The sequence below is a fragment of the Micromonospora coriariae genome, from assembly GCF_900091455.1.
GTDB classification, from domain to species: Bacteria; Actinomycetota; Actinomycetes; order Mycobacteriales; family Micromonosporaceae; genus Micromonospora; species Micromonospora coriariae.
The window spans coordinates 1,364,388-1,377,510 of the sequence record NZ_LT607412.1 but is presented as its reverse complement, the minus strand read 5'-3'; the positions used below and the strand labels follow the sequence as shown (position 1 = coordinate 1,377,510).

General features: G+C 71.8%; 14 protein-coding genes. 10 read left to right on the top strand and 4 right to left on the bottom strand.

All coding sequences use genetic code 11. The features are described 5' to 3' along the window. Positions 1–90: 90 nt before the first annotated feature. Positions 91–621, bottom strand: a complete 531-nt coding sequence (locus tag GA0070607_RS06380) for a carboxymuconolactone decarboxylase family protein (RefSeq protein ID WP_089017339.1) — start codon at positions 619–621, stop codon at positions 91–93. A gap of 2 nt (positions 622–623) precedes the next feature. Next, a complete protein-coding gene (locus tag GA0070607_RS06375) occupies positions 624–1,184 on the bottom strand; it encodes a peroxiredoxin (protein ID WP_089017338.1) in 561 nt (186 codons plus the stop codon). A gap of 340 nt (positions 1,185–1,524) precedes the next feature. Here GA0070607_RS06375 and cimA point away from each other — a divergent pair, with 340 nt between their 5' ends. Then, entirely contained in the window at positions 1,525–3,186 is a 1,662-nt protein-coding gene (gene cimA, locus GA0070607_RS06370; RefSeq protein WP_231930879.1) for a citramalate synthase, read from the top strand. A 27-nt stretch (positions 3,187–3,213) separates the two neighbouring features. Here cimA and GA0070607_RS06365 read toward each other — a convergent pair whose 3' ends face one another. Further along, positions 3,214–4,152 (bottom strand): endonuclease/exonuclease/phosphatase family protein, encoded by a 939-nt coding sequence (locus GA0070607_RS06365; protein WP_231931111.1) that lies wholly within the window; start codon positions 4,150–4,152, stop codon positions 3,214–3,216. A gap of 396 nt (positions 4,153–4,548) precedes the next feature. On the opposite strand from GA0070607_RS06365, the gene GA0070607_RS06360 reads away from it, so the two are divergent. The 7 genes from GA0070607_RS06360 (at position 4,549) to arfB (ending at position 10,087) form a co-directional block, all read left to right on the top strand. Continuing rightward, positions 4,549–5,058 carry a hypothetical protein gene (locus GA0070607_RS06360; RefSeq protein WP_089017336.1) on the top strand — a complete coding sequence of 170 codons (510 nt, stop codon included), beginning with the start codon at positions 4,549–4,551 and terminating at the stop codon, positions 5,056–5,058. A 235-nt stretch (positions 5,059–5,293) separates the two neighbouring features. Further along, positions 5,294–6,343, top strand: a complete 1,050-nt coding sequence (locus tag GA0070607_RS06355; protein WP_089017335.1) for an AAA family ATPase — start codon at positions 5,294–5,296, stop codon at positions 6,341–6,343. Further along, a complete protein-coding gene (locus GA0070607_RS06350) occupies positions 6,340–7,365 on the top strand; it encodes a DUF58 domain-containing protein (protein WP_089017334.1) in 1,026 nt (341 codons plus the stop codon). Before GA0070607_RS06355 ends, GA0070607_RS06350 begins: the two co-directional genes overlap by 4 nt. After that, positions 7,362–8,321 (top strand): VWA domain-containing protein, encoded by a 960-nt coding sequence (locus GA0070607_RS06345; protein WP_089017333.1) that lies wholly within the window; start codon positions 7,362–7,364, stop codon positions 8,319–8,321. The genes GA0070607_RS06350 and GA0070607_RS06345 overlap by 4 nt, the downstream gene beginning before the upstream one ends. Before the next feature lie 38 nt (positions 8,322–8,359). Then, complete coding sequence (locus tag GA0070607_RS06340; RefSeq protein WP_089017332.1) at positions 8,360–9,220, top strand: S1C family serine protease; 861 nt, start codon at positions 8,360–8,362, stop codon at positions 9,218–9,220. Between the two features lie 74 nt (positions 9,221–9,294). After that, positions 9,295–9,627 (top strand): flagellar basal body-associated FliL family protein, encoded by a 333-nt coding sequence (locus GA0070607_RS06335; RefSeq protein ID WP_231930877.1) that lies wholly within the window; start codon positions 9,295–9,297, stop codon positions 9,625–9,627. Between the two features lie 34 nt (positions 9,628–9,661). After that, positions 9,662–10,087 (top strand): alternative ribosome rescue aminoacyl-tRNA hydrolase ArfB, encoded by a 426-nt coding sequence (gene arfB / locus GA0070607_RS06330; protein ID WP_089017330.1) that lies wholly within the window; start codon positions 9,662–9,664, stop codon positions 10,085–10,087. A 34-nt stretch (positions 10,088–10,121) separates the two neighbouring features. Here arfB and GA0070607_RS06325 read toward each other — a convergent pair whose 3' ends face one another. Then, entirely contained in the window at positions 10,122–10,847 is a 726-nt protein-coding gene (locus GA0070607_RS06325) for a TetR/AcrR family transcriptional regulator (protein WP_172899167.1), read from the bottom strand. A 24-nt stretch (positions 10,848–10,871) separates the two neighbouring features. On the opposite strand from GA0070607_RS06325, the gene GA0070607_RS06320 reads away from it, so the two are divergent. Together GA0070607_RS06320 and GA0070607_RS06315 are read left to right on the top strand one after the other, a co-directional pair. Continuing rightward, a complete protein-coding gene (locus GA0070607_RS06320; RefSeq protein WP_331716445.1) occupies positions 10,872–11,999 on the top strand; it encodes an FAD-dependent oxidoreductase in 1,128 nt (375 codons plus the stop codon). A 94-nt stretch (positions 12,000–12,093) separates the two neighbouring features. Beyond that, complete coding sequence (locus tag GA0070607_RS06315; RefSeq protein ID WP_089017328.1) at positions 12,094–13,092, top strand: aldo/keto reductase; 999 nt, start codon at positions 12,094–12,096, stop codon at positions 13,090–13,092. Positions 13,093–13,123: the final 31 nt, after the last annotated feature.

Genomic DNA, 13,123 nt, shown 5'->3' with positions numbered 1-13,123 from the left:
GTCCCCGCAGGAGCTACCCGGTCGCCGGGGGCCGGAAACAGCGACGGGCCGACACCGCGGTGCGGCGTCGGCCCGTCGGGGCGTACCTGCTCAGGCCAGCGCGGCCTCGGCGTCCAGGGTGACCGCAGCGGCGTGCACGACTGCGGAGATCCGCAGCGCCTCGTGGACCTGCTCGCGGGTGAAGCCGCTGCCGCGCAGCGTCTTCTCGTGCGACTCGAGGCACACCCCGCAGCCGGTGATCGCCGAGACGGCGAGGCACCAGAGCTCGAAGTCGCCCTTGTCCACGCCCGGCCGGGCGATGATCTGCATCCGCAGCCGGGCCGGCATCGAGGCGTACTGCTCGTCGCCGATGAGGTGCTTGGCCCGGTAGTAGATGTTGTTCATCGCCATGATGGCCGCCGCGCCCTTGGCCGCCTCGACGCCCTCCGGCGTGAGGTGACCGGGCGCCTCGGCGGCGATCTCGCGCAGCACCATCGGGTTGCGGGCGGCCACCGCGCAGGCCAACGCGGTGCCCCAGGCCTGGACCGGGGTCAGCGTGGAGGTGCCGACGGTGGAGCCCAGGTTCAGCTTGATGTCCTTGGCGTACTCGGGCAGGGCCGCCTTGATCGCGTCCAGACCCATGGTCAGGCTCCGGCGCCGGCGAGGAGCGCGCTGGCGTCGAGGGTCTCGCCGCCCTTGTTCCAGTTGCACGGGCACAGCTCGTCGGTCTGCAGTGCGTCGAGCACCCGCAGCACCTCCGAGACGTTGCGGCCGACCGAGCCGGCGGTGACCATGGCGAACTGGATCTCGTTGTTCGGGTCGATGATGAACGTCGCGCGCTGGGCCACGCCGTCCTCGCCGAGCACGCCGCAGGCGGCGGCCAGTTCGCGCTTGATGTCGCTGAGCATCGGGAAGGGCAGCTCCCGAAGGTCCGGGTGGTCCTTGCGCCACGCGTAGTGGACGTACTCGTTGTCCACCGACGCCCCCAGGACCTGCGCGTCCCGGTCGGCGAACTCGCCGTTGAGCCGGCCGAACTCGGCGATCTCCGTCGGGCAGATGAAGGTGAAGTCCTTCGGCCAGAAGAAGACCACGCGCCACTTGCCCTCGTGGGACTTGTGGTTGAGCGTCTCGAACGCCTTGTCGGCGTCGAGGGACACGCAGGCGGTGAGTTCGTACTCGGGGAAGCGATCACCGACAGTGAGCAAGGGTCCTCCTCGGGAGCGGCACAGGGGCCGGTAACTGGATTGGTTCCAGATACTTCCGTAGGCGAGTTTTCGCCGGTGGGCGGGCAGGTGACTTGTGAAGCCGATCACGAGCGGTGGGTTGTGTCCGAGGCTGGAGGAGGGCCCGGATAGTGGCAACCGTGTGTGACCGTCCCGCCATGTGGATTGTTCCTCCCAAAACCAGGGGAGCGGTGGCAGAGTAGCGATCGTGACCAGCACCGCCCTGATTATTGCGACCTAGCGCGCCGGCCCTCCCTCCGCCGAGCGCGCAGACCTCCCGCATCCGCGGGGGGTCTTTTTGTTGCTCCGAGAAAGGATCCTGATGACGTTCCAGGTCTACGACACGACGTTGCGCGACGGTGCCCAGCGCGAGGGGCTCACCTACTCGGTGGTCGACAAGCTGGCGGTGGCCCGGCTGCTCGACGAGTTCGGCGTCGGCTTCATCGAGGGCGGTTGGCCGGGCGCGGTGCCCAAGGACACCGAGTTCTTCCGCCGGGCACGCACGGAGCTGGATCTGCGGCACGCTGTGCTTGTCGCGTTCGGCGCCACCCGCAAGGCCGGTGTGGCGGTCGCCGACGACCCTCAGGTACGCGGCCTGCTGGACGCGCAGACCCCGGCGGTGGCGCTGGTCGCCAAGGCCGACACCCGGCACGTCGAGCGGGCGCTGCGCACCACCGGCGCGGAGAACCTGGCGATGATCCACGACACCGTCAGCCACCTCGTCGCCGAGGGCCGGCGCGTCTTCGTCGACGGCGAGCACTTCTTCGACGGGTACCGGCACGACCCGGCGTACGGCGCTGCCGTGGTGCAGGCCGCGCTGGCCGCCGGCGCGGAGCGGATGGTGCTCTGCGACACCAACGGCGGCATGCTGCCGTCCCAGGTGACCGCCGTGATCGCCGACCTGACCGACCGGCTCGGGATCGACGCGGGACTGCTCGGCATGCACGCCCAGAACGACACCGCCTGCGCGGTGGCCAACACCATCGCCGCAGTCGAGGCGGGGGTCCGCCACGTCCAGGGAACCGCCAACGGGTACGGCGAACGCCCCGGCAACGCGGACCTTTTCGCGATCGTCGCGAACCTTCAACTCAAGCTCGGCATGCCCGTCCTACCGGAGGGCTGCCTGGCGCAGATGGTGCGGGTCTCGCACGCCATCGCCGAGATCGCCAACATCGCCCCCGACACCCACCAGGCCTACGTCGGGGCCGCCGCCTTCGCTCACAAGGCGGGGCTGCACGCGAGTGCGATCAAGGTCGACCCGTTGCTCTACAACCACGTGGACCCGTCGGTGGTGGGCAACGACATGCGGATCCTGGTAACCGAGATGGCCGGCCGGGCCAGCGTCGAGCTCAAGAGTCGTGAGCTCGGCCTGGACCTGGCCGGCCAGCCGGAGGCGCTGACCCGGGTCACCAACCGGGTCAAGGAGCTGGAGGCCGGCGGCTGGTCCTTCGAGGCCGCGGACGCCTCCTTCGAACTGCTGGTCCGTTCGGAGCTGCCGGAGGGCGGCCCGGCCCGGCCGTTCACTCTGGAGTCGTACCGGGTGCTGGTCGAGCACCGCGAGGACGGCGCGGTGGTCTCCGAGGCGACCGTCAAGATCCGGGTACGCGGCGAGCGGGTGATCGCCACCGCCGAGGGCAACGGTCCGGTCAACGCGTTGGACGAGGCGCTGCGGGTGGGGCTGGCCCGGCACTACCCGCAGCTGCGCGACTTCGAGCTGGCCGACTACAAGGTGCGCATCCTGGAGGGCAGCCACGGCACCGGCGCCGTTACCCGGGTGCTGCTGGAGACCGCCGACGGCGGCGGCCGGGACTGGACCACCGTGGGCGTGCACCCCAACGTCGTCGAGGCCAGTTGGCACGCCCTCGTCGACGCCCTCACCTACGGCCTCGGGGTAAGGAAGGGCACCTTGTTAACGCCTGCGGTAGAGGAAGGGCCCCCTACTAACACGCCAGCCGGCGCACACGGGACGCCGAACGGCCGCTGAGGCGCGGTGGGGCGCCTGGTGGCGGGGTCAGGCGGCGGGGAGGCGGAGGGTGGCCAGCACGGGACGATGGTCGGTGCCGGGTAGGTCCTGCACGGTCACGGTCTGGGCGGCTATCCGGCGGTCGACCAGCACGTGGTCGATGGTGACCGGCGGGATCAGGTCGCCGTCGTACGGGCCCCAGGTGCCGGTCAGCCCCGCTCCGGTGGCGTCGGCGGCGTCGACGTAGCCGGTGCGCAGCAGGGCCCGTAGCGGTCCGTGGTCGAGGGTGGCGTTGAAGTCCCCCGCGAGGATCCGCAGGCCACCGTCCGGAGTGGCCGGTGGCTGGGCGGTCAGGTCGGCGCGCCAGGCGCCGACCTGGTCCAGCGCGTACGGCGCCGAGGGGTGGGCCGACTCGACGCGGACCGGGGGCGCGCCGGGGACGGCCAGCGTGCCGTACGCCTGGCTGAAGCCCCAGCCGCCGCGGTTGTGCCGGACGCCGGCGTCGGTGATCGGCCAGCGCGAGTAGAGCCCGGAGCCGGGCGTGCCGATCTGCGCGTTGAGTTGCCGGTGGGGCAGCAGCCGGTCGAGGCCGAGCCGCTCCAGGGCGGCCTGCGCGTCCGGGGTGAACTCCTGCACGGTGAGCACGTCCACCCGGTGCCGCCGGACCAGCTCGACCAGCGTCCGCGCGTCGGCGGAGCCGGCGAGCAGATTGGCGGTGAGTAGCCGCACTGTGGGACCGCCTGTCGCGGGTTGCGGCGAGGCCAGGGCCCGGGGTGCGACCACGCCGAGGAGCGCCGCCGCGGCCAGTGCCGCGACCGCCGCCGGCCACCAGCGCCGTAGGGCGAGGGCGAGGGTCAGCGCCAGCACGCTCCAGCCCGCGACGTACGGGGTGAAGGCGAGCGCCTGCACCAGCGGTCCCCGGTCCAGGCCGGCCAGCCGGGCGGCGGCCCAGGCGCCCGTCGGTGCGACCGCCAGCCAGCAGAGCACCGCGCCGATCCGGTCAGCGCGGCGTCGAGCCGGTGCGGGCGGGGCGTCGACGATCATGACGGTGAGCCTAGCGGGAACTCGCGGAGCCATTTTCATGAATGGTGGTGCTCTCACATTTCACAATTATCTGACGGCTGGCCGACAGCTCGATAATGCGAGATCAACTATTGACGTTCGGCTTTTTCTGATGCTACGTTCCATCTGGCCTAAACGACGCCACTCTGAGTAGTAATCCCAGCTCAAGCCGGACGTAGATCGTTGAGAAATCGACCTCACCAGGTGCGCGTGAGATTGCTTCCTCCGGTTTCATCGGGCGTCGTCCAACTATTACAGGCAGTCATCCGTCCCGCCCCGCGGGTCGGCCGAATTCGCACGGTCACACAAGGGGGACCTGTCATGAGCACATCTTTCCGACGTAAGGCGGCGGCGGTCACGTTCGCTGTCCTGGGGTTGAGCCTGGCCGGCGGCGGGATCGCCGTCGCCCAGCCGACGGCGAAGGCGCCGGCGGAGACCGTCCAGCCTGCGGCGCGCGGCACGAACGCCCAGCCGCCGGTGACGGCGGAGTCCGCACGCAAGGCGAAGGCCGCCCTGAAGTCCGGTGCGGCAACCACACTCGCCGCCAGCACGAGCATCGTGGTCGTCAACGCCAACGGCACCAAGGCACGCGGCGTCGGCACAGTCATCAAGTACGGCGTCGGCCAGTACGAGGTCCAGTTCGGTCACGTCGTCACAGCGGGCATCTTCGTGGCGACCATCGGCCGCGCTGACGCCTGCTGCATCCCTGCCGCCGGCGAGATCTCGGTGGCGCGCCGGCTCAGCACGCCGAACGGGGTCTTCGTGCAGACCCGCAACTCGGCTGGGGTCGCCGCGGACCTGGGCTTCCACCTGGTCGTCCACACTCCCTGACGGTCCGGGTGCCGGCCCGGTGGAACAAGGGCCGGCACCCCGGGTTGTCCCGACGAAGCCGCCGGCCCGCCCGGCGGCTTCGCCCTGCACCCGGTCTGCCGCCGTCCGCGTGGCTCGTGCCGTACCGGGGTCGTTGTCACCCGACCGGACAGTTCATCCCCAGCCGGGGTGTCATCGGGCACTTCGGCGCTGATAATCCGACGTTTGCCGGGCTGCCGCCCGGGAAGCAAGCACCGTGACGGACATCTCGGACACCCTGGCCAGCATGCCCAGCTCGGTCGATCCCGAGCCGACCGGCGTCGAGCTGGAACAGACCCTCTTCGAGGTCAAACGCGTGATCGTCGGGCAGGATCGGCTCGTCGAACGGCTGCTCACCGCCCTGGTCGCCAACGGACACTGCCTCCTTGAGGGGGTCCCCGGCGTGGCCAAGACGCTGGCCGCGCAGACCCTCGCCACCGTGGTCGGCGGAACCTTCTCGCGGATCCAGTTCACCCCGGACCTGGTTCCCTCCGACATCGTCGGCACCCGGATCTACCGGGCCTCCAAGGAGACCTTCGACATCGAACTGGGCCCGATCATGGCCAACCTCGTGCTGGCTGACGAGATCAACCGGGCCCCCGCCAAGGTCCAGTCGGCGCTGCTGGAGGCGATGGCGGAGCGGCAGGTCTCCATCGGTGGGCGCAGCTGGCCGGTGCCGGCGCCGTTCCTGGTGCTGGCCACCCAGAACCCGATCGAGTCCGAGGGGGTCTACCAGCTCCCGGAGGCGCAGCGCGACCGGTTCCTGATGAAGGTGGTGGTGGACTACCCGAGCGACGCCGACGAACTGGCGATCCTCTACCGGATGAGCACCGACCGGCCGAGCCCGCGCCAGGTGCTCGACGCGCAACGGCTGCAGAACCTCCAGGCCCACGCCGAGCGGGTCTTCGTCCACCACGCGTTGGCCGAGTACGTGGTCCGGCTCATCCTCGCCACCCGCGACCCGGGCCGGTTCGGGCTACCGGAGATCGCGCCACTGTTGGCGTACGGGGCCAGCCCGCGGGCCACCCTCGGCCTGGTCGCGGCCGCCCGGGCCCGGGCGCTGCTGCGCGGACGGGAGTACGTGCTGCCTGAGGACGTCCGCGAGCTGGCGGTGGACGTCCTCGCGCACCGGCTGGTGCTCTCCTTCGACGCGGTGGCCGACGGTGTCTCGGCTGAGGGCGTGGTCCGCCGGCTGGTGGAGGCGGTGCCACCGCCCCGACTGGCCGACAGCCACCCGCAGCAGGCCCCCGATCTGGCGGCGGCATGAGGCGCGTCGTCGCCGCGCCGGCCGATCCCGGCCTCGCCGAGCTGGCTCCGGACCAGCGGCTGCGCCGCCTGGAGCTGACCGTCACCCGCCGGCTGAACGGCCTGCTGCACGGCCAGTACCGCGGCCTGCTACCCGGGCCGGGCAGCGAACCGGCCGGCAGTCGCGAGTACCGGCCGGGCGAGGACGAGGTCCGCCGGATGGACTGGGCGGTGACCGCCCGGACCGCCGTGCCGCACGTCCGGCAGGTCGACGCCGACCGGGAACTGACCACCTGGCTGCTGGTCGACGCCAGCGCCAGCATGGAGTTCGGCACCGCTGAGCTGGACAAGCGGGAGCTGGCCGTGGCCGCGGTCGCCGCGATCGGCTTCCTGACCGCCGGCGTCGGCAACCGGCTCGGCGCTCAGGTGCTGCGCGCCGACGGGGTCCGGCGCTTCCCGGCCCGCAGTGGGCGTACCCACCTGCTCGGCCTGCTCCGCGCGCTGCTGGCCGCGCCCCGTGGCACCGGTTCCGCCGAGGGGCCCGGTCCGTCGGTCGGGGTGTCGGTGCCAGTCGGGCCGCCGGAGCTGGCGGACGGGCTCGACGCCCTGCACCGGGTCGCCAACCGGCGCGGTCTGGTCGTGGTGGTCTCCGACTTCCTCGACGGCCTGCCCGACGATCCCGACGAGCCACCGCCCTGGGAGCGGACCCTGCGCCGGCTCAGCGTCCGGCACCAGGTGCTGGGCATCGAGGTGACCGACCCGCGTGAGCTGGAGCTGCCGGACGTCGGCCTGATCACGCTGGTCGACCCGGAGACCGGCCGCCGGCGCGAGGTGTGCACATCGGACCGTCGGCTGCGCGAGCGGTACGCCGCGGCCGCCGCCGCCCAGCGTGACCAGGTCCAGCAGGCGCTGCGGCGCAGCGGAGCCACCCACCTGGCGCTGCGCACCGATCGGGACTGGAGTGCGGACATCGTCCGGCACGTGCACGCCCAGCGCCGGTTGGCCGCCGCGCCGGCGGGAGTCGTCCGGGGAGGTGTCGCGTGATCTGGCAGTCGCCGCTGCGACTCTGGCTGCTGCTCGGCGTGCTCGCCCTGGTCGTCGCGTACCTGCTGATGCAGCGCCGACGCAGCCGGTACGCGGTCCGCTTCACCAACCTGCGACTGCTGGATCGGGTGGCTCCGGAGCGGCCGGCGTGGCGCCGACACGTCCCCGCCGGGCTGTTCCTGGCCATGTTGGCGCTGCTCGTGGTCGGCTTCGCCCGGCCGACCGCCGAGGTCCAGGTGCCCCGGGAACGCGCCACGGTGATGGTGGCGGTGGACGTGTCCACCTCCATGCTCGCCACCGACGTCGACCCGGACCGGCTGACCGCGGCGAAGCAGGCGGCGCGGCGCTTCGTCGACGGCCTGCCCGAGGAGTTCAACGTCGGTCTGGTCGCGTTCGCCGGCAGCGCGGCCGTGCTGGTGCCGCCCGGCACCGACCGGGAGGCCCTCGAGGAGGGGATCGGTCGGCTCGCCGAGGGGGTGACCGGGGTGCAGGGCACCGCGATCGGCGAGGCCATCAACACCTCGCTCGGTGCGGTCAAGGGCCTGGACAGCCAGGCTGCCACGGAGACCCCGCCGGCGCGGATCATCCTGCTCTCCGACGGGGCGAACACCTCCGGGATGGACCCGATGGAGGCGGCGGCGGACGCGGTGGCGGCGGAGGTGCCGGTGCACGCCATCTCGTTCGGCACCCCGTCCGGGTTCGTGGACCGCGGCGGGCGGCCGATCCAGGTGCCGGTCGACGGGCAGACCCTCAAGGCGGTCGCCGACGAGACCGGCGGGATGTTCCACGAGGCCAGCACCACCGACGAACTGCGTGCCGTCTACGACGACATCGGCAGTTCGGTCGGCTACCGCACCGAACGGCAGGACGTCTCGGCCCGGTTCATCGGCCTCGGACTGGTCTTCGCGATGGGTGCCGCCGCCGGCTCGATGCGCTGGTTCTCCCGGCTTCCCTGACCCCCGCGCGCAACGGACTTCGACCGTGAGGAGTACGCATGGCAGTGCAGACCGGACTGGGCGAACCGCGCGGTCCCTGGTTCATCTCGCCGGAACTCGACCCGGACGGCCGCGGGTTCTGGGACCCGTCCGGCAACGGGCGGGATCCCGGCGGGCGTCGACCGGGCCGACTGCTCGCCGCGCTGGCGGTGGTGGCGCTCTCCGCCGTCTCGGGCGCGGTGGCCGGTGGCGTGGTGGCCGGGCGGGACGGCGCTCCCGGCGAGGCGGCGGCGTCCGCAGCCCCGGTGCCGGCGGAGTTGGTCACCGCCGCCGAGCGGACCGTACCCGGCGTGGTGTCGGTGCTCGCCGGCGGCGCGAACGGCTCGTCGGCGACCGGTTCGGGCTTTGCCGTCGACGACGAGCAGCACCTCATCACCAACGACCACATCCTGGCCAAGGGGGGCGGCGGACCGGTGACGGTGGAGCTGCCCGACGGTCGCCGGTACGCCGCCGAGGTGGTCGGCCGGGAACCGCGTAGCGACCTGGCGGTGCTGAAGGTGCCGGCGTCGGCCGGGCTCGCCCCGTTACCGCTGGCCAAGCCGGGTGCCACGCGGGTCGGTGAGCCGGTGCTCGCGGTGGGCTCGCCACTGGGTCTGTCCGGGACGGTGACCGCGGGAATCGTCAGCGCGTTGGACCGTCAGGTGCGGTTGGGCAACAACCGGCACAGCGCGGTGCAGACCGACGCGTCGATCAATCCCGGCAACTCGGGCGGGCCGTTGGTGAACGCCCGCGGGGAGGTGGTCGGGGTGAACACCGCGATCGCCACCATCGACGGAAATGGATCGATCGGTATCGGCTTCGCCATCCCGATCGAGCAGGTGCAGCAAACCGCCGACACGATCATCGGCAAGGGCGGCTGAGCTGCCCGGACAACCCTGCGGGGCGCCGTGGGATCGCCACCACTGTCGGATATCCGGCCCGACAGCATCGGGCCATGGAAATATCACGCTCGGTATGGATACTGGCTGAGGTGGAGCGTCCTGCACTGTCCGCCATGCTGGCTGTTGGAATCTTGGTCGGCTGCGTCGTTGGTGCCGCCTATGCCCGCGCCCGGCGAGGTTGGGACGATTATCAGAAGACCAAGGCGAGTGTTCCGGGGTTACGCAAGCTCGCCTGGTTGCTCATCCGGGTCGCCGCGACGAAGGTGGGCATCGTGGTGTTGCTGTTGGTCGGCGCGGTGGCGTACGCGGCGGTCGGCTCGGACGATGAGACCGCGGGCCCGGCGCCCAGCCCGTCGGCGACGCAGAGTGAACCACCGCACCGGTGACCTCGGGAGCGGCGGTGCGGGTTAGCCTCGGGGCGTGGACGACGGACTGCGGGTGACCGACCGGTGGGTCGTCCCTGCCGGGGAGCTGCGGGAGCGCTTCTCCCGCTCGTCGGGGCCCGGTGGGCAGGGCGTGAACACCGCCGACTCGCGGGTCGAGCTGAGCTACGACCTGGCCAACTCGCCGGCCGTGCCCGAGTCGGTCCGGTCCCGGGCGTTGGCCCGGCTGGCCAACCGCCTGGTGGACGGGGTGCTGACGATCGCCGCCAGTGAGCACCGGGCGCAGCTTGCCAACCGGGAGGCGGCCCGCGAGCGGATGGCCGCGCTGCTGCGCGAGGCCGCGGCGCCCCCGCCTCCACCGCGCCGGGCGACGCGCCCGTCCCGAGGGGCCAAGGAGCGCCGGCTGGCCGAGAAGAAGCGCCAGTCCCAGCGCAAGCGCGACCGCCGCGTCGACGGCGACTAGCGTTTTCGGCCGGTGCTGGCCTGCGAGCACCGGCTCACGTGTGGGGACGGGTGGTGAAGCCGTCCAGGATGGTGATCAGGTTGTGGTGGAAGGTCTCCTCGGCGTTGAGGTGGGCGCCGTCGATGACGAGCCGGGCAACCGTGGGGTAGCGGCCTGTTTCGAGCATGCGTGTCAGGTAGGGCCCGAGGGCGGCCTGCCAGGCGGACACGTCGGTGCCGGTGGAACGGGCGGTGCGTCGCTCGGTGATCTCCCTGCGGAGCGCTCCGACGATGAACGCGTTGAGGACGCCCAGGGCCCGCTGAAGATCGTCGATGCCGCGCACGCCAGGGGCCTGGCTGAGCGCTGCCGCGGTCGATTCGCCCACGGCGAGCGCGTGCGGTCCCAGGTGTGGCCTTCCGCCGAGCAGGTCGGCGAACCACTCATGATCAAGAGCGGCATCGCGGGTCCGGTGAGCGATGGCCAGTAGCGTGGAGCGCCACTCGGATTGCTGGCCGGCCTCGGCGATCTGGGCATACACGGCGTCGACCATCAGATCAAGCAGCTCGGACCTGTTGACCACGTAGTCGTAGAGCCGCATCGGACCGACACCGAGCTCTTTGGCGATCTTGCGTACCGACAGCCCGTCGAGGCCGTGTGCGTCGGCGATCCGGATCGCCGTGGCGGCGATCTTCGCGCGGCTCAGTGGCACCGGCGCCGCCCGCGGTTGAGGCTCGGGCCGTTCCCAGACGGGCAGCGGTGCGCTACCGTACAGCGTATCCATAATATACAGCGTACGGTAACGGAGATGATGTTGCGATTTGCGATCGCCGGTGGTGGCCTCGGCGGCCTGACACTGGCTCGAATCCTGCACCGGCACGACATCGACGCGGTCGTGTACGAACGCGAGGCGAGCCGATCCGCGCGAGCACAGGGCGGAATGCTCGACCTGCACCCGGAGTCCGGGCAGCAGGCCCTGGACGATGCGGGCCTCACCGGCCGGTTCCGGTCCGAGGCGCGGCCCGAGGGCGAGGAGCATCGCATCCTCGACCCGGCCGGACGCACCCTCGTGCACCACACGCCACAACCCGGCTCATTCTCCGGACGCCCCGAGATCGACCGCAGCGCACTGCGTGACCTGCTGCTCGATTCGCTCCCCGGCGACGCGGTCGCGTGGCAGCACCGGCTCGTCGCGGCGACGCCACGACCCGACGGAGGGTTCGGGCTGACCTTCGACGGCGGTCACCGCGCCGACTGCGACGTCCTCATCGGCGCGGACGGTGCACGCTCGGTCGTCCGGTCGCTGCTGACCGACACGAGACTCTCCTCCGTGGCCACCTTGGTGGAGCTGAGCATCAGCGACCCGGACCGGCGTCACCCGGATCTCGCCGAGCTGGTCGGCCCCGGGAACCTCTGGTGCATCGGTGTGAACCAGATCCTGGCGGCGCAACGCCTCGGCGATGGCAGCATCCGGGTGGGGATCTCCCTGCCCCCGGACGCTCGCCACATGGACGCCTACCGCAGCAAGCGCGCTCTGCTCGACATGTTCGACGGCTGGGCCCCCGGCCTCACCGCGCTCATCGAGGCCGGCGGTCCGCCGAACCCACGCAGGATCGAGGCGATGCCCACCGGTACACGCTGGGCCCACCGACCGGGCATCACCCTCATCGGTGACGCCGCGCACCTCATGCCGCCGGTCGGCGAGGGCGCCAACCAGGCCATGCTCGACGCCGCCGAACTCGCCGCCGAAATCGCCGCCAACCCCACCGACCCCGACTCGGCGATCCAGAACTACGAGGAGGCGATGTTCGCCAGAATCCACCCGATCGCCGAGATGTCCGCACGGGTCCAGGCAATGATGCTGTCCTCCAGCGCAGCCGACCAGGTCGTTCGCTTCTTCACCCCACGGCCCACCGAGTCGGCATCCGCGGACTGACAACGGGCGACGGGCCAGCCCCTGGCTGACAGAATCTGGAATCTGTCAGCCGAAGGATGTACGCTCAACGGGTCACCCCAGGAGAGGAAGACCCATGGAAACCCGCAACCTCGGCACCACCGGCCCCACCGTCGCCGCGCTCGGGCTCGGCCTGATGGGCATGTCCGACCTCTACGGCACCGCCGACGAGGCCGAGAGCATCGCGACCATCCACGCCGCCCTGGACGCCGGTCTCACCCTGCTCGACACCGGCGACTTCTACGGCATGGGGCACAACGAGCTGCTGCTGCGCGAGGCGCTGCGCGGTCGCAACCGGGACGACGCCGTCATCAGCGTCAAGTTCGGCGCACTGCGCGACGCCGAGGGCGGCTGGAACGGCGTCGACGTCCGACCCGTCGCGATCAAGAACTTCCTGGCGTACACCCTGCGCCGGCTCGGCACCGACCACGTCGACATCTACCGCCCCGCCCGGCTCACCCCGGACGTGCCCGTCGAGGACGTGGTGGGCACCATCGCCGAGCTGGTCAAGGCCGGCCACGTCCGGCACATCGGCCTGTCCGAGGTGAACGCCGAGACGCTGCGCCGGGCGCACGCCGTGCACCCGATCACCGACCTCCAGATCGAGTACTCGCTGATCTCCCGCGGCCCCGAGGCCGAGGTCCTGCCGACGGCGCGTGAGCTGGGCGTTGGCATCACCGCCTACGGGGTGCTGTCCCGGGGCCTGATCAGCGGCCACTGGACGGCGCAGCGGGAGACCGCCGGCACCGACTTCCGCAGTCACCTGCCCCGGTTCGCCGGCGCCAACCTGGACCGCAACCTCGCCCTGGTGGACGCCCTGCGCGCCATCGCCGAGGCCCGCGGCGTCACCGTGGCGCAGATCGCCATCGCCTGGGTGCTCGCCCGGGGCGAGAGCATCGTGCCCCTGATCGGCGCCCGTCGTCGGGACCGGCTGACCGAGGCGCTGGGCGCGGCCGCGATCACCCTGACCGAGGCGGACCTGGCCGCGATCGAGACCGCCGTCCCGGCCGGCGCGGCCGCCGGCGCCCGCTACGACGAGGCGCAGATGGCGCACCTGGACAGCGAGCGGGCATGACCGCCCGGCCGTGGCGCGACCGCCGGCCGGG